Below are 16,496 nucleotides of genomic sequence, written 5' to 3'. Positions count from 1 at the left end.
AGGGTGGCACGACTGCGAGCGTTCAGCGAGCATCGTGACGGGTGGGGTGTTGCCACACACTCCGTCCTTCCGTGGGAGAGACCCCACCCCGGCCTATCGGCCGACCCTCCCAACTACGCGCAGCTACGCTGCGCTTGAGGGATGGAAGCCATTGGCAGCAGCGTACTATCAAAACAAAAATGGCCGGGATCACTCCCGGCCATTTTCTTTCATATCAAACCGCTCAGCGACGCGGCGGCGCGGTGCCTGGAGGCGGTGGCGGCAGCGAGGCCTGACCGCCGTTCAACAGCGGCGTGATGTTGCGAATCGTGACGCGGCGGTTCTGGCGCTCCGGACCGTCGGTCTGGATCTTCAGATACTGCTCGCCATAACCCTGCGACGTCAGGTTTTCCGCCGGCACCTGGAATTGCTGGGTGAGCAATTCAGCCGCCGACTGGGCGCGGCGATCCGACAGCGACAGATTGTCGACGTCCGATCCAACCGCATCGGTGTGCCCCTCGATGAGGAACACCGCTCGTGGGTTGCGCGAGATTGCCCGGTTAAGACCATCTGCGATCACCTGCAGCTTCGAGGCTTGGTCCGGCGGGATATCCCACGAGCCTAGCTCGAAGTTGATCGAGTCCAGATCGATCGACGGCATGCGCTGGCGCACCATCGGGCTGTAGCGGATTTCATCGAGCGTATAGCGGCGCTCGATGCGATCCACCGGAGGCGCGATCAGCGTGTCGTAGACGAGATCGGGCGAGGCCTGATCGTAGTCGACGATGTAGCGGTTCTGCGGAATCCGGATCATCGGCGGCGGCAGATCGACATAGAAGCCAAGTCCACCCGGACCGCCGGGGCCACGCGGACCGCGGAACGAGTTATCGATGATGATGATCTCGCGTCCCTCACGATCCCTGCGGATACGTCGCAGCAGCTGGCCGTCGCGGCCGACCACCGTGATGATCTGCGAGCCGTCGGGACGGATCACGATGGTCCGATCCTCACCGCCGACCCGATCCGTACGGATGTCACGCGCGCCGTAGCGGAAGCGATCGACCTCGTTGTGGCGGATGAACGACTGACCGCTCGGATCCTGCACGATGATGCGTCCAGGCTCGGTGATGATCGTGCGACCGCCTTCCTGGCGCTCGCTGCGCTGGCCGCGGAAATCGCCCATGTTGCGCGGCCCTTGGGGGGCAGCGCCCGGTGCGATCGGCGTCAGCGCTGCTGCTGGCGGCGGCGCCTGAGGAATCGGTGCCGTCACAGTTGGTGCGGGCGGCTGCACGACCTTGATGTTGCCGCCACCGGGGGCGACCACGAGAGGTGCAGCAGTGCTCGTGGGCGGCGCAGCGGCGGGTGCCGTAGCGTTCGGCGCGACGCCGGGCGCAGCAGCGTTGGGCGGCGTGCCGGGTGCACCGGGCGCGCCTGCGCCCGGACCACCAGGAGGACCACGGCGACCATCCGAACCTCGTCCGTCAGGACCACGGCCATCAGGGCCACCGGGGCGACCAGACGGAGGCGCACCCGCAGCAGGCGGTGTGCCCGGCGCAGCCGGAGCTGCCGACGGCGCCGGTGCTGCTGCAGGAGGCGTTGCCGCGGGGGGAGTCGCAGCCGCTGGCGGCGTCGCCGGTGTTGGAGCCGGTGTCGGCGCAGCAGCAGGTGCCGGACGCGCGGCAGGCGGAGTTGCTGCAGGCGGTGTCGCCGGCGCCGCGGCTGGTGGCGTTGCAGGCGCGGGACGTGCGCCGGCCGGCGGCGTTGCACCGGGTTCACGGCGCTCAGGACGTCCTTCGCCGGGCTCGCGACGTTCGGGACGCGCAGCGGGCGGCGTTGGCGCTGACGGAGCTACAGGCGCAGCGGTGGGCGCTGGAGGTGCGGCGCGCGGGGCCGGAGGCGCGACGGGAGCCGGCGGCGGAGCTGGGCGCGGCGGCGGAGCGGCCGCAGGTGGTGGGGGTGGCGGCGGTACCGGGCGCGGAGGTGCAGCCGCAGGCGGCGGCGCAGCAGGAGGTGCCGGAGGCGCGGGACGCGCAGCAGGGGGAGCCGGTGGCGGCGGCGGCGGCGCAGGGCGTGCGGCCGGCGGCGCAGCGGCGGGAGGCGCAGCAGCTGGCGGAGCCTTGGATGGTGCCTTCGGGGGAGCCTTGGGCTCACCTTCAGGCGCAGCAGGTGCGGCCTGCGCGAGCACGATCGGCGCATCGACACTCGACGCATAAGCAGCGGTCGCTGCGATATGCGCAACGCCGAGCGTCGTCGTGGCCAGTAATACGAGACGAAGTTTTGTCATGATAGACCTTGGGCCCCCGGATAAGGATCTTCAACAAACTGATTTTTGTCGGCCGAACAAATCGGCATATTGATCAACTGATATGCATTGGGCCGGAATGTGGCGACAGGCAAATGCAAATTCGTTTTTATTTTCGACACGACAATGGCCCAAACGCGCTTTGTTCATTGCGCGTTCAGGCCATCGATCTGTAGTTCGCTACATCACTGCAGGCGGCTGCTGACCCGGATTGATATCAGGATTTGGCACCGGCATCTCATCAGGCACATCTCCAGGTAACTCTTCGGGTCGCGACGGCTCACCGGGATCGCGCACCGGCGGCGGTACCTCGGGCCGCGGATTGCCCGGCGGGCTCTCCTGCGGCGGTTCGGAGGGTTGACCGGGCTTGATCGGCGGATCCTCGACGGGATCGATGCCGGGTGAATCGTCTTTAGGCATCTAGATTGCGACCTTACGGTTGGTGCCGATGTCCGGACGCGTACCAGTCACAGCCGCAGCGGCCATCTTGACATAGCTGATCACAGTGCCCGGCGAGTCCCAGAACTCGGCATCGTCAGGCGTGAACTTCAGCACACGAATATTCGGATCTTCCGCGCTGTCCCACCACGCCTTTGCGGAGGTGGTGAACAGCTCCTTGATCTTGGCGCGATCGTTCGAGACGGCAGCAGTACCGCTCACCGAGACATACTTCTGATCGCCCGCATCCGCGAAAGAGAGATTCACGTTCGGATTGCGCTTGATCTCATCATCCTTGTGTCTGCGCGCATCGCTGAGGAAGTAGACCGCATCCGCATCGCGATCCACATAGGCGGCCATCGGGCGCGCTCGCAGCTTGTCGCCATCATGCGTCACCAGCATGGCGAAACCGATCTTCTTCATCAATTCCCAGGCGCGTTCGATATCACGGGTATTGTCATTGGCCATCATCTGTCTCCCTTGGGGCTGAACTAACAACGGCGCGATCGATGCGATGTTCCGCGACAACGGGCCGGATGAAGGCGGGTTTGACAGCGGAACAGGAACCGCCCATCAAGACGCAGTTTGGCCATACTATTTGACCTGGGGGATTTCGATGCCGTTCGCCTATTGGAGCATTCTGATTGCTGCACTGCTGCCGCTGATCATTATTGGTTATGCCAAAGCGGGATCGCGCGATAACAGCTCGCCGCGCGACAGCGCCGAGAACCTCTCAGGTGCCAAACGCCGCGCCTATGCCGCGCATCAGAATGCCTTCGAGAGCTTCCCGTTCTACGCCGTCTCGGTCATCGCAGCGCTGAATTTTGGCGCATCGGCGACGACCGTGAGCGTGCTGGCCGCCCTCTATCTCGCGTTTCGGATTGCGCACGCGCTGTTGTACATCGCGGATAAATCGTCGCTGCGCTCAGCCGCCTATGCCGGCGGGCTCTTCGCCAATATCGCGATCTTCCTGTCGCCGGCGCTGAAGATCAACTTCTTCTAGTTCCAGGCACAGATCACGCCGCGCTCTTGGCCGGCTTGCGATGGCGCAGGAAGCGTCCGAGCAGACGGCGCTTGCCCTTGCGCGGTATGAGATCGATGTCGCTGACCAGCTTGGCGCCGCCCTTGCGGCGCTCCAGCACGATCTTGCGGCTATGGAAGGCCTCAAGCTCAACTCGATGGGCGACAGATACCACCGTGGCGTTGGGCAGTTCCTTGGTGAGCAGCTCCATCATCTTGTCCTGGCTCTTTGCGTCCAGTGCCGAGGTCGCTTCGTCCAACACAATGATATCAGGACGGTGCAAAAACAGCCGCGCGAAAGCGAGACGCTGCTTCTCGCCGCCGGACAGCGTCTGGTCCCACGGCGCATCCTCCTCGATCTTCTCCTTGAGATGGCCGAGCCCGACCTTGTCGAGGGCCTCGCCGATCTGCTCGACGGTCCAGTCTTCCGACGCCGCGGGATAGGCGGCTGCGCGGCGCAAGGTGCCTGACGGCACATAGGGCTTCTGCGGCAGCATAAAGAGCCTCCGGTCCGGATGGAAATTGACGCTACCGCCGCCCCATGGCCACAGGCCCGCAATGGCACGCACCAGCGTGCTTTTGCCGGTGCCGGACTCGCCCGCGACAAGCAGACGTTCGCCAGGCTCGATCTTCACTTCGGCATCGCCGACGACGGCAGTGCCGTCATCGAGCGTCACGGAGAGATCATGCAGGCTCAGCATCGTCTCATCCGTCGTTTCACCGCGCTTGATACGACCGATACCGTCGCCGAGTTCAGCGCGTTCGAGGCCGTCCAGCGACATCATCAGCGAGGCGATGCGGCGCGCGCAGGCGTTCCAATCGGCAAGGCGCGGATAGTTATCGACCAGCCAGCCGAATGCGCTTTGCACGATGGTGAAGGCAGACGCCGCCTGCATCACCTGACCGAGCGACATGCTGCCGTCGAGAAACTTCGGCGCGCACAGCAACAGCGGTACGACGGGCGCGATCAGGCTCGAGCCCTGCGACACCAGCGTGGTGCGCATATGCTGTCCGGCGAGACGCGCCCATTGCCTGAGGACATTGCCGAAGGTCTTGTCGATCCCGTCGCGCTCTTCCTCTTCGCCGCCGACCAGCGCGATACTCTCGCCGTTCTCGCGCACGCGGGTAAGCGCATAACGATACTCCGCCTCGGCCTGGTTTTTGTCCTCGGAAATCTGCACGAAACGCCGGCCGATCGCCATGATCGAGCCGGACGCAATGGCCGCATAGATGATCGCGGCAATGACAAGGAAGCCGGGAATGGTGATGAGACTTCCGCCCACCGTCAGCGTCAGCGCGCCGCCGATGGTCCACAGCACGACGATGAAGGTGGTGGCGGAGAGAAATGCCGCGATGACGCCGGAGACGAAGTCGACAGGCGAGTCGGTCGCGATGCGCAGATCCTCGGCGATCCGATATTCGGGATTCTGGTGATCGCCGCCGACGAGATTAAGCTGATAATAGCGGCCGCTGGTGAGCCAGCGCGACACCACAGAATTGGTCAGCCATGCGCGCCAGCGACGCTGGATACCCATGCGGCCATAGACCTGCGCGACGCCAAGGAGCACGCTGCCGATGGCGAGCGGAAAGAACACGCCGGTGAGATGAAACACGCTGGCCGCATCGCGTTTCTCGATGGCGTCGAAGATCGCGCGGTTCCAGACATTGATGCCGTATTGAAACGCCACATTGGCGACGATGAGCAGCAGCAGCCCGACCGAGAACACCCAGGCTAGCCTGTCGCCCGACTTGCCCCAGAAGCCACGCGCGCTGATCCAGAACCGCGTCAGTAGATAATTCTTGCGCGCCTGCTCGGCCTCTTCCGGCGTCAGGTCCGGATCGGGTTCGACCACTTCAGGCGGCGGCGGCTCGATATGCTTACCGGCCTCATCGACGACCCCGACAATCGGCCCCCTCGCGTCGGATGCGGGCGCGGGCTTGACTTCGTTAACTGAATGTTTGCTCATGGCGCGATAACGCCAAGGAAATCAAAAGGTTCCCGAGGGTTCCCGGCGACTCAGACGGCTTCGCGCTGAGCCTTGCGCCAGGTGCCGGCCTTCGTGAGCACCCGCGACAATTGCTCGATCGAATAGGGCTTATGCAGCAGCTCGAACCCGAAGGTACCGTTCTGCGCAAGCACGTGACTGTAGCCGGAGGTCAGCACCACCGGCAGATCCGGATAGAGTTTTCGAATCTCCTGCGCCAGTTCGATGCCGGTCATTCCAGGCATCACGACATCGGAGAACACGACGTCATAGTGCGTGGCATGACGGGCGAGTTCGACGAGCGCTTCCTGAGCGTTCGGCCGCAACACCGTGGTGTAGCCAAGCTCGCTCAGCGCATCGGTCGCAAAAGTCCCGACGTCGCGATTGTCCTCCACCACCAGCACCGACATGCCGTGGCCATCGACGACGGGCGCTTCGCTCGCCGACAGCGCCGGCGAGATGCTGTCGCCGGAGACGCGCGGCAGATAAAGCGTGAAAGTGCTGCCCTTGCCGACTTCGCTGGCGACCACGACCTCACCGCCGGATTGTTTGGCAAAGCCGAACACCTGCGAAAGCCCGAGGCCTGTGCCCTGCCCGACTTCCTTGGTCGTATAGAATGGCTCGAAGATGTGCTCGAACTGATCGGCAGGAATACCGCTGCCAGTGTCGGATACTGAGATCGCCACATAGCCGTCAGACCTCAGGGCAAGCGCAACAGGGACTTGCTCTGCCGCGCTGACGGCGATCGTCAGCCGCCCCTCGCCCGCCATGGCATCGCGCGCGTTAACCGCGATGTTGATCAACGCGGTTTCGAACTGGCCGATATCGGCATCCACAAACAACGCCTCATCGGGCACATGGGTCATAATTTCGATGGGCGCGCCCGTCAGCGTGCCGATAATCTCGCTCACCGAATGGACGCATTGGCCGACGTCGAATACTTCAGGCTTCAGCGTCTGGCGCCGCGCAAAGGCCAGCAATTGCGCTGTCAGCTTGGCGGCGCGATTCACTGTTTCGGAGATCGCTGCAATGTAGCGGGCACGACGATCCGGCGAGAGATCGGGCCGTTGCAGCAAGTCGACTGACGAGCGGATCACGGTGAGGAGATTGTTGAAGTCATGCGCGACGCCGCCAGTCAACTGGCCGAGTGCTTCGAGCCGCTGGCCATGTTTCAGCGCTTCTTCGGCCTCACGCCGTTTCATCGCTTCGAAATTAAGCCGGCGGGTGCGACGGATCGCGAATGCCAGCAACAGGAATAGCAATGCCGTCGCAGGAACGCCGAAGATCAGATGATAGCTGATGGTGCGCAGCCAGCGCGCACGGATCGCTGACGTCTCAAGGCCTGCCGCGACATAGACCGGATAGCCGGCGAGCTGCTGATAGCCGATACGGCGCTCGACATTGTCGCCGGGCGAGACAAGCGTGACCAGTCCTCCAGCCGGATGGGCCGACAGGGTGCGGCCCACGGGCCCCTTGGGATCGAGACGCACCTCACGATCGAGCTGCGGATAACGTGCCAGTATCGAACCATCGGTGAGACCAAGCGCAAAGAAGCTCCCGGCATCGTGGCCGATGCGCGCATAGAAACGATCGAAATATTCCGGAAAGACAGAGGCCTGCACCACGCCGGCGAAGCTGCCATCGGCCGAGACCCGCCTGCGGCTCACACCAAAGAACGGCGCCCCCTGATAGGGCGGGCGCGGCAACAATGATTGACCGATGAACGTGCCGGCATCACCTGCGATATGGACCCTGTAATAATCGCGATCAGAGAAATCGAGATCCGACAGCGTCAGATCCAGACTGTTGACCAGCGCGCGACCTTTGTTGTCGAACACCCAGACCGACTTCAACTGCGGCAGCGCATCGGTGAGCTGCTTCAGCCGGCCCGCCATCCGGTCCGATTGCGCACGCAGCTCGTCGTCGGATTTACCGCGTACGATCTCGTTCATTTCCGACAGGCTGCGGTCGATCGTCTCGAACACCTTTAAAGCGTGTTCATGCGCCACATCGAGCGCACGCTCGATCTCGCGGTCGGCGATTTCGCGGGTCGACACCCACGACGTCGCCGCCGCGAACAGAAACAGTGCAAGCGGAAGGGCCAGCGATGCAGCCATCATCCATTGCAGCGTTCTCAACGAATTTTGGTGTTCGGTCTTCACAGCACCTGCCCGACTCCCTGCAGTCTAGCGCAAGGGCGGTGTCTCACCAACCGCTCCGCGGGCGGGAACCCGCCGTGGGCGGAGGAGGTCCTGTGGCGTTAGCCGGCCGCGCTCATTTGCGACCGGAAGGCCCATTTGGTGAAATGCTGCTCGATCCCCGCGAAGACCGCGTACATGAGCACGCCTTCAAAGGCGAGCAGCAGCAAGGCGGCGTAGACATTCGCCATACGGAAGCTGGCCCCCTCCAGCGCGATCAGATAGCCGAGCCCGGCATTAGCGCCGAGCGTTTCCGACACGACGGTGCCGACGAAAGCCAGCGTGATGGCGATCTTCAGCGAGCCAAAGAAATATGGCAGCGCACGCGGAATGCCGACCTTGAGCATGATGTCGAGCTTGCCAGCACCGAGGGCCCGCAACACGTCCTCGAGTTCCGGTTCGGTTGTCGCCAGACCGGTGGCGATATTGACCACGATCGGGAAGAACGAAATCAGGAAGGCGGTGACGATTGCCGGCACTTCGCCGATGCCGAACCACAGGATCAGCAGCGGGACGATGGCGACCTTCGGGATGGTGTTGAAGCCGATCATCACCGGATAGAGCCCGCGATAGATCGCACGCGACCACCCCACGACGAGACCGAGAATGATGCCGAAGCCCACGGCCAGGGCAAATCCGACCATGGTCACCCAGAGCGTGACCCAGGAATGATAGAGAAACACACGCCAGAGTTTGAACATCGCCGCAAAGGCGGCCGATGGCGGCTGCAGTACCGACGTGTTGACCTTGAAGACGATGCAGGCCAGCTCCCAGACCAGGAAGATGGCAATGGTGAAGAGCCAGGGCGAAAGCTTTTCAAGAGTCCGCGGGTTCATGACTGGCGCACCTGTGCGATCTTCATGCGCAGCTCCATCACGATGTCACCGAAATCCTTTTCATAGGTCACCTGCAGATCGCGCGGGCGCGGGAAATCCACCGGTTTGATCTGGACGATGTGACCGGGGCGCGCGCTCATGACGTAGATATTGTCGGCGAGGAACGCCGCCTCGCGCAGATCGTGCGTCACCAGAATCACCGTGAAGCCCAGTCGCTGCCAGAGATCGCGCAGCACGCACCACAGCTCCTCGCGCGTGAACGCGTCGAGGGCGGCGAAGGGCTCGTCGAGCATCAGCAGCGCCGGCTCGTGGATCAGCGAGCGGCACAGCGAGACACGCTGCTGCATGCCGCCGGACAATTCCCAGGGATAGCGGTCGCCGAAGCCGGCGAGACCGACCGTGGCCAGCAACTGCTCGGCCTTGGCGCGGAACTCCACTTTCTTGGAACGAAACTGCGAGCGATGTGGTTCTACGATTTCCAGCGGCAGCAGGACGTTGTCGATCACCTTGCGCCACGGCAGCATGTTGGCGTTCTGGAACGCCATGCCGGCCATCTTGACCGGGCCTGTCACCTGTTTGCCGTCGATGGCGATAGTGCCGGCCGTCGGCTTGTGCAGGCCCGTGACAAGCCGCATCAAGGTGGACTTGCCGCAGCCGGAGGGGCCGACCACCGCGGCGAATTCGCCGCGCTGGACTTTGAGCGTCGCATCCTGAAGCGCGACAATGTCACCCGAGGCGCCACGGTATTTCAGCGTGACGCCGTCGATATCTACGAACGCTTCCATGCGCGGCGACCTGACCTTCTGTCGTGGCGCTTAGAACTTGCGTGCGTCGACCGGGGGCAGATACTCCGACGTGAACAGATCCCCCGCCTTCGGTTTCGGATTCTTGAACTCGTAGGTCACAGCGATCTGATCGATAGCATCCGTCATGCGCTTCTCATCGATGCCGCCGACGCCATTGGCCTTCACCCACGGGGTCACGAAGTTGTCCTTCAGCGACATCTTGAGACGGGCGAGTTCGATCTTCTCGTCGGCGGTCTCGTTACGCTTCATCACCGACTTGATGGCAGTGTCGGGGTCCTTGATGGTGTCGATAATGCCCTTGACGGTCGCGCGCACGAAACCGGCGACCACCTTCGGATTGGCCTTGGCGAATTCGGGGTTCACCATGATGGCATTGCCATAGAGCACGATGCCGTAGTCGGACATCAGCATTACCTTGATGTCCTTTTCGGCGATGCCCTTGGACATCAGGTTGAAGTAGGACGAGAACGAGAAGCCGGTGATCGCATCGACCTTGCCGTCGGCGAGCATCGGCTCGCGTACGGGGAAGCCGACATTCTCGATCTTCACCTTGCTGTCGTCGATCTTGTTCTCTTTGACGAAGGCCTTCCACTGCGCGAATGCACCGTCCGGCGCCGGTGCGCCGAGGATCTTGCCTTCTAGGTCCTTCGGCCCATTGATGCCGGACTTCGCGATACTGACAATCGAGAAGGGCGGCTTGTCATAGACCATGAGGACGCCCTTGACGTCCTTGTCAGGATTCTGGTCGCGAAAGCGCGCCAGCGAATTGATGTCGAAGAAGCCGATCGGATAGGTGCCCGCCGCGACCCGCGCGATGCCGGCGACCGAGCCTGGACCGGAGTCGATGGTTACGTTGAGGCCTTCGGCCTTGTAGTAGCCTTTGTCGAGCGCAACGAAATACGGCGCGGACGGACCTTCGAATTTCCAGTCGAGCGCGAATTTGACATCGGTGTCGGCGCTCGCGGATAGCGCAGACGCCAGCAGCGCTGCACCCGCCATGACGCTCAAACCCAGCTGACGAAACATGAAAAACTCCCCCTGATCAATTATCAGGCACAGGCTAGCACAGCCCGTGCCAACCTTGGCGAGTCCCCTTTTCAACGAGAAATAGCGCCGCGGCTCCGAGGGATCGGGTTCGAGGAGGCAATATGCTTAAATCGTGAGCAAAAAAGAACACCGGCCTGCTTGCGCAGACCGGTGTCCTGATCGGCAAACCCGGATCCTTAAAACGTCAGACCTGACGCTCGACCATCTTCATCTTCAGCTCGGCGATGGCTTCAGAGGGGTTGAGACCCTTCGGGCACGCCTTGGCGCAGTTCATGATGGTGTGGCAGCGATAGAGCCGGAACGGATCCTCGAGATTGTCGAGACGTTCGCCGGTGGCTTCGTCGCGGGAGTCCTTGACCCAGCGGGTGGCCTGAAGGAGGGCAGCCGGACCGAGGAAGCGGTCGCTGTTCCACCAATAGCTCGGGCATGAGGTCGAGCAGCAGGCGCACAGGATGCATTCGTAGAGGCCGTCGAGCTTCTCGCGGTCCGAATGGCTCTGCTTCCATTCCTTCTGCGGGGTCGGCGTAGTGGTCTTCAGCCACGGCTCGATCGACGCATACTGGGCGTAGAAGTTGGTGAGATCCGGCACCAGGTCCTTCACGACGGGCTGATGCGGCAGCGGATTGACCTTGATGGCGCCGTCGTCGACTTCGTCCATCGCACGGGTGCAGGCCAAGGTGTTCTGGCCATCGATGTTCATGGCGCAGGAGCCGCAGACGCCTTCGCGGCAAGAGCGGCGGAAGGTCAGCGTCGGATCAATGTTGTTCTTGATCCAGATCAGACCATCGAGAACCATCGGACCGCAGTCGTTGGTATCGATGTGATAGGTGTCGACCGACGGGTTCTTGCCGTCATCCGGATTCCAGCGATAGACGCGGAATTCGCGCATCTGCGTGGCGCCGGCCGGCTTCGGCCATTCCTTGCCGCCGGTGATCTTGGAATTCTTCGGAAGTGCGAACTCAGCCATTCTCTCAAGCCTTCGCTGTCATCATTAGTACACGCGCGCTTTGGGCACGATGTACTGAACGTCGTTGGTCATCGTGTAGTCGTGCACCGGGCGATAATCGATGGTGGTCTTACCGCCCCCATCGATCCACGCCAGCGTGTGCTTCATCCAGTTCTTGTCGTCGCGATCTGAGAAGTCCTCGCGCGCATGCGCGCCGCGGCTCTCGGTGCGGTTCGCAGCCGAGTCCATGGTGACGATGGCCTGAGTGATCAGGTTGTCGAATTCGAGGGTCTCGATGAGATCCGAATTCCACACCAGCGACCGGTCAGACACGGCGATATCGCCGATACCGCCGTACACCTTGTGGATCAACTCCTTGCCTTCGTTCAGCACTTCACCAGTGCGGAACACGGCGCAGTTGGTCTGCATCACATGCTGCATGTTCTCGCGGATCTTCGCGGTCGAAGTGCCACCCTTCGCATAGCGGTAGTGATCGAGACGACCAAGCGCGCGGTCGGCCGAGTCCTTCGGCAGGTCGGGCTGCTTGGCATTCGGCGTCAGCTTCTCAGCGCAGCGCAGCGCGGCCGCACGGCCGAACACCACGAGATCGATCAGCGAGTTGGAGCCGAGACGGTTGGCGCCGTGCACCGACACGCAGGCAGCTTCGCCCACGGCCATCAGGCCCTGCACCACCGCATTGTCGTCGCCGTCTTTCTTGGTGACGACTTCGCCGTGATAGTTGGTCGGGATGCCGCCCATATTGTAGTGCACCGTCGGGACGATCGGGATCGGCTCCTTGGTGACATCGACGCCGGCGAAAATGCGTGCCGAGTCGGAGATGCCCGGCAGACGCTCCGCCAGCACCTTCGGATCGAGATGGTCGAGATGAAGGAAGATGTGATCCTTCTTCTTGCCGACGCCGCGACCTTCGCGAATTTCGATGGTCATCGCGCGCGAAACGACGTCGCGCGAAGCGAGATCCTTGGCGGACGGTGCGTAACGCTCCATGAAGCGCTCGCCTTCGGCATTGACGAGATAACCGCCTTCGCCGCGCGCGCCTTCGGTGACGAGACAGCCCGAACCGTAAATGCCGGTCGGATGGAACTGAACGAATTCCATGTCCTGCAGCGGCAAACCAGCCCGCAGCGCCATGCCGCCGCCATCACCAGTGCAGGTATGCGCCGAGGTGCAGGAGGCGTAAGCGCGGCCATAGCCGCCGGTGGCGAGAATGACGGTCTGCGCCTTGAAGCGATGCAGCGTGCCGTCGTCGAGCTTGAGTGCAATGACGCCGCGGCAGACATTCTGATCGTCCATGATCAGATCGATGGCGAAGTATTCGATGAAGAACTCGGCCGAGTGACGCAGGGCCTGGCCGTACATCGTGTGCAGCATGGCGTGACCGGTACGGTCGGCGGCCGCGCAGGTGCGCTGGGCCTGGCCCTTGCCGTAATCCATGGTCATGCCGCCGAACGGGCGCTGATAGATCTTGCCGTCTTCGGTGCGCGAGAACGGCACGCCCCAGTGTTCGAGCTCGTAAACGGCGTCGGGCGCGTTGCGCACCATATATTCGATCGAGTCCTGATCGCCGAGCCAGTCCGACCCCTTCACGGTGTCGTACATGTGCCAGCGCCAGTTATCCTCGTGCATGTTGCCGAGCGAGGCGGAGATGCCGCCCTGGGCTGCAACCGTATGCGAGCGGGTCGGGAACACCTTGGTGATACAGGCGGTGCGCAGGCCAGCTTCGCCGCAGCCGACGGTCGCGCGCAGCCCGGCGCCGCCGGCGCCAACGACAACGACGTCATAGGTGTGATCTTCGATGGGATAGGCGTGGCCGTTGGTGGCGGGGCCGCCAACGCCGTTCGCGCCAGTGCCGTTGACGGCCATGCGCTACACTCCGGATGAAAGTTTAAGGATGGCGTAGATCGATGCCAGCGCCACGGCGGCAGAGAAGAAATTGTTGCCGATGATCGAGATCAGCTTGATCTTCTCGTCATGGACATAGTCTTCGATCACGACCTGCATGCCGATCTTCATGTGCCAGATGCTGGCAACGATGAAGAGTAGCATGACGATAGCCACGATCGGCGAACCAAGGACCTGCGCGACGCCGGCCTGGTTGCTTCTGAAAACCGACATCACGATGAAGATCACAGGGATCAGCAGAAGCAGCATCGCCACTGCGGTCAGGCGCTGACGCCAGAAGTCTGATGTGCCCGAATGCGAGGAGCCGAGACCGCGAACGCGACCGAGCGGCGTGCGCACCGACTTCGGAGAGTTGGAACCGCTCATCGTCCGCCTCCGATCGCGTAGGCAATGATCCAGAGCAGGATGGTGATGCCGATGCCGCCGATCAATGCGGCCCAGGTGAGCCATTCACGTTCGGAAGGCTTGAAACCGTAACCGAGATCCCAGACCAGATGGCGGATGCCGCTCATGGCGTGATGGATCAGCGCCCATGTGTAGCCGAATGCGATCAGGCGACCGATGATGCTGCCGGTGAAGGCCTGCACATGTGCATAGGCGGCTGGGCCGGACGCAGCGGCGATCAGCCACCAGACAAGAAGCAAGGTGCCGAAATACAAGGCGACGCCAGTAGCGCGATGCACGATGGACAGCGCCATCGTCAGGGTCCAGCGGTACACTTGGAGATGCGGCGAAAGGGGTCGTTCGATCCGAGCGGTCATTTAGCAACTTTGACAGGTTAATGGGCAGACGGCGCCCGATTGGGGATCGCGTAGAGCAATTCTATTTACGAACTCAAAACAACCAGTGCAATCGCGAAATGACATACTCCGAACAATCGTTCAGAGCTTCAAATGAGCCTTGCATTTGCGGGTATTGACAGTTGCCGGGCTTGTTGCTGACAGCCTTGGTGAAGCGCGATTCATGAGAACTTCATGATGCGATAGCAAATGGCAATCGGGGCGGGAATGGCTGGGCTCAATGTAACCGAGATTGTCGAACTGGCGGCGCTTCTTATTGCCGTCGGCGCACTGGCCGGTTTCCTGGCAGGTGTCTTCGGGATAGGCGGAGGCGCCATCCTGGTCCCCGTATTTTACGAGTGTTTCCGCATCGCCGGAGTGCCTCTGGAAGTACGGATGCCGCTCTGTATCGGCACCTCGCTGGCCATTATCATCCCGACCTCGATCCGGTCCTTCCGTGCCCATATGGCCCGAGGCGCCGTCGATATTGAGATCCTGCGGAAGTGGTGGTGGCCGATCCTGATCGGCGTCGTCATCGGCAGCGTCACAGCCCGTTATGCCCCGGAGCGGCTGTTCAAGATCGTTTTCGTTGCCGTTGCCTGGTCCGCGGCGGCACGGCTGCTGCTCGCGCGCGACGGCTGGAAGCTCGGCGACGACTTGCCCGACGGCCCACTGATGAAGATTTACGGCTTCTTCGTCGGTCTTCTCTCCACGCTGATGGGCATTGGCGGCGGATTGTTCTCGAACCTGCTGATGACCTTTTATGGCCGGCCTATCCATCAGGCGGTGGCGACATCCTCAGCACTCGCCGTGCTGATCTCGATCCCCGGCGCCATCGGCTACATCTATGCCGGCTGGCCGGCCGCCGCGCGCTTTCCCGATGTCGCAGCGCTGCAGCTTCCCTTCGCTGTCGGTTATGTCTCGCTGATCGGCGCGCTGCTGGTGATGCCGACCAGCCTGCTGGTGGCGCCGCTCGGCGTGAAGGCGGCGCATGCAATGTCGAAGCGCGCGCTAGAAATGGCGTTTGGAATTTATCTATTCATCGTCGGCAGCCGGTTTGTCATCGCTCTAATATGACCCCGTAAATCGGGGCGGCCGACGCGCAGCAGCAACCGTAATAGTATCCGGATCACAACTTGCTATGGATGCCGTCAGACCACACGACGGAACACCGATGGCGCACTCACATCACGATCATGACGACCACGGTCACACACACGACCATGCCGGCCACGACCACGCGCAAGGCGATCACGCCGGTCATTCCCACGGCCCCGGCGGGCATGTGCATGCGCCCGCGAGTTTCGGCATGGCCTTCGCCATCGGCATCAGCCTCAATACCGTCTTCGTCGTCATCGAGGCGATCTATGGCTATGCCAGCGGCTCGATGGCGCTGGTGGCCGATGCCGGGCACAATCTCTCGGATGTGCTCGGGCTGATCGCGGCATGGACCGCGGCTGTGCTGTCAAAGCGCGCGCCAACGCCGCGCTTCACCTATGGTTTGCGCGGGTCCTCAATTCTCGCAGCGCTCTTCAACGCCGTGTTCCTGCTGGTTGCTGTAGGGGCCATCACCTGGGAGGCCGTGCTAAGACTGTTCAATCCCGAACCGGTAGCCGAGATCACCGTGATGATCGTCGCGACCATCGGCATCGTCATCAACGGCGTGACCGCCTGGCTGTTTGCCTCGGGCCGCAACAGCGACCTCAACATCCGCGGCGCCTATCTGCATATGGTCGCCGACGCTGCGGTCTCGGTTGGCGTGGTCATTGCCGCGATCGTTATCATGTTCACCGGCTGGCTGTGGATCGACGCCCTGACCAGCCTCGTCATCTGTGTGCTGATCGTCTGGGGCACCTGGAGCCTCTTGCGCGACTCCACTGCGATGTCGCTCGCCGCCGTTCCGCGCGGCATCGACCCCGTTGCCGTGCGCAGCTACCTCGAACAATGCCCCGGCGTCGCGCAGGTGCACGACCTGCATATCTGGCCCATGAGCACCACCGAAGTGGCACTGACCTGTCACATGGTGATCCCGTCAGGCGCGCCTGGCGATGCCTATCTGATGGAAGTCGCCGCACGCCTGAAGCGCGACTTCGGCATCGAGCACGCGACGATCCAGATCGAGATGGACCCGAATTCGGCCTGCGCGCTCGCGCCGGAGCATGTGATCTAGGGTATGGCCACACATAGCATCTCATGGTTCGAGACGGCGCTGCGCGCCTCCTCACCACGAGGGATCG

General features: G+C 62.5%; 15 protein-coding genes. 3 read left to right on the top strand and 12 right to left on the bottom strand.

Going from position 1 to position 16,496, the window contains the following annotated elements:
• Positions 1–223: 223 nt before the first annotated feature.
• From AB7828_RS22245 to AB7828_RS22235, 3 genes are all read right to left on the bottom strand, one after another.
• Positions 224–2,263 carry an OmpA family protein gene (locus AB7828_RS22245; protein WP_441231177.1) on the bottom strand — a complete coding sequence of 680 codons (2,040 nt, stop codon included), beginning with the start codon at positions 2,261–2,263 and terminating at the stop codon, positions 224–226.
• A 198-nt stretch (positions 2,264–2,461) separates the two neighbouring features.
• Positions 2,462–2,701: a hypothetical protein gene (locus tag AB7828_RS22240; protein ID WP_089266509.1), complete on the bottom strand. Its 240-nt coding sequence runs from the start codon at positions 2,699–2,701 to the stop codon at positions 2,462–2,464.
• The gene (locus AB7828_RS22235; RefSeq protein ID WP_439065518.1) at positions 2,702–3,187 is read right to left on the bottom strand and encodes a pyridoxamine 5'-phosphate oxidase family protein; all 486 of its coding nucleotides are present in this window, start codon (positions 3,185–3,187) and stop codon (positions 2,702–2,704) included.
• Positions 3,188–3,335: 148 nt separating this feature from the next.
• Here AB7828_RS22235 and AB7828_RS22230 point away from each other — a divergent pair, with 148 nt between their 5' ends.
• The gene (locus AB7828_RS22230; protein ID WP_441231176.1) at positions 3,336–3,722 is read left to right on the top strand and encodes an MAPEG family protein; all 387 of its coding nucleotides are present in this window, start codon (positions 3,336–3,338) and stop codon (positions 3,720–3,722) included.
• Between the two features lie 13 nt (positions 3,723–3,735).
• On the opposite strand, the gene AB7828_RS22225 is transcribed toward AB7828_RS22230, so the two are convergent.
• The 9 genes from AB7828_RS22225 to sdhC form a co-directional block, all read right to left on the bottom strand.
• A complete protein-coding gene (locus AB7828_RS22225; RefSeq protein ID WP_441231175.1) occupies positions 3,736–5,706 on the bottom strand; it encodes an ABC transporter ATP-binding protein/permease in 1,971 nt (656 codons plus the stop codon).
• Between the two features lie 50 nt (positions 5,707–5,756).
• Positions 5,757–7,886 (bottom strand): ATP-binding protein, encoded by a 2,130-nt coding sequence (locus AB7828_RS22220; protein WP_441231174.1) that lies wholly within the window; start codon positions 7,884–7,886, stop codon positions 5,757–5,759.
• A 98-nt stretch (positions 7,887–7,984) separates the two neighbouring features.
• The gene (locus tag AB7828_RS22215; protein WP_093757930.1) at positions 7,985–8,758 is read right to left on the bottom strand and encodes an ABC transporter permease; all 774 of its coding nucleotides are present in this window, start codon (positions 8,756–8,758) and stop codon (positions 7,985–7,987) included.
• On the bottom strand, positions 8,755–9,543 hold the full coding sequence (locus tag AB7828_RS22210) for an ABC transporter ATP-binding protein (RefSeq protein WP_089266501.1): 789 nt from the start codon (positions 9,541–9,543) through the stop codon (positions 8,755–8,757). The genes AB7828_RS22215 and AB7828_RS22210 overlap by 4 nt, the downstream gene beginning before the upstream one ends.
• Before the next feature lie 30 nt (positions 9,544–9,573).
• Complete coding sequence (locus AB7828_RS22205; protein WP_441231173.1) at positions 9,574–10,590, bottom strand: ABC transporter substrate-binding protein; 1,017 nt, start codon at positions 10,588–10,590, stop codon at positions 9,574–9,576.
• Positions 10,591–10,795: 205 nt separating this feature from the next.
• Positions 10,796–11,578, bottom strand: coding sequence for a succinate dehydrogenase iron-sulfur subunit (locus tag AB7828_RS22200; protein WP_441231172.1), 783 nt, complete (start codon positions 11,576–11,578; stop codon positions 10,796–10,798).
• A gap of 24 nt (positions 11,579–11,602) precedes the next feature.
• The gene (sdhA, locus tag AB7828_RS22195; RefSeq protein ID WP_089266499.1) at positions 11,603–13,441 is read right to left on the bottom strand and encodes a succinate dehydrogenase flavoprotein subunit; all 1,839 of its coding nucleotides are present in this window, start codon (positions 13,439–13,441) and stop codon (positions 11,603–11,605) included.
• 3 nt (positions 13,442–13,444) lie between these two features.
• Complete coding sequence (gene sdhD, locus AB7828_RS22190; RefSeq protein WP_089266497.1) at positions 13,445–13,846, bottom strand: succinate dehydrogenase, hydrophobic membrane anchor protein; 402 nt, start codon at positions 13,844–13,846, stop codon at positions 13,445–13,447.
• Positions 13,843–14,241, bottom strand: a complete 399-nt coding sequence (sdhC, locus tag AB7828_RS22185; protein ID WP_068737900.1) for a succinate dehydrogenase, cytochrome b556 subunit — start codon at positions 14,239–14,241, stop codon at positions 13,843–13,845. The genes sdhD and sdhC overlap by 4 nt, the downstream gene beginning before the upstream one ends.
• Positions 14,242–14,487: 246 nt before the next feature.
• On the opposite strand from sdhC, the gene AB7828_RS22180 reads away from it, so the two are divergent.
• Together AB7828_RS22180 and AB7828_RS22175 are read left to right on the top strand one after the other, a co-directional pair.
• Complete coding sequence (locus AB7828_RS22180; protein WP_441231171.1) at positions 14,488–15,336, top strand: sulfite exporter TauE/SafE family protein; 849 nt, start codon at positions 14,488–14,490, stop codon at positions 15,334–15,336.
• Positions 15,337–15,433: 97 nt separating this feature from the next.
• A complete protein-coding gene (locus tag AB7828_RS22175) occupies positions 15,434–16,429 on the top strand; it encodes a cation diffusion facilitator family transporter (protein WP_441231170.1) in 996 nt (331 codons plus the stop codon).
• Positions 16,430–16,496 lie beyond the last annotated feature (67 nt).

Source organism: Tardiphaga sp. 215_C5_N2_1 (assembly GCF_052076055.1).
Taxonomy (GTDB): Bacteria; Pseudomonadota; Alphaproteobacteria; order Rhizobiales; family Xanthobacteraceae; genus Tardiphaga; species Tardiphaga robiniae.
Note: the sequence above shows the minus strand (reverse complement) of the source record. Positions and strands in the feature narration are given on the sequence as shown.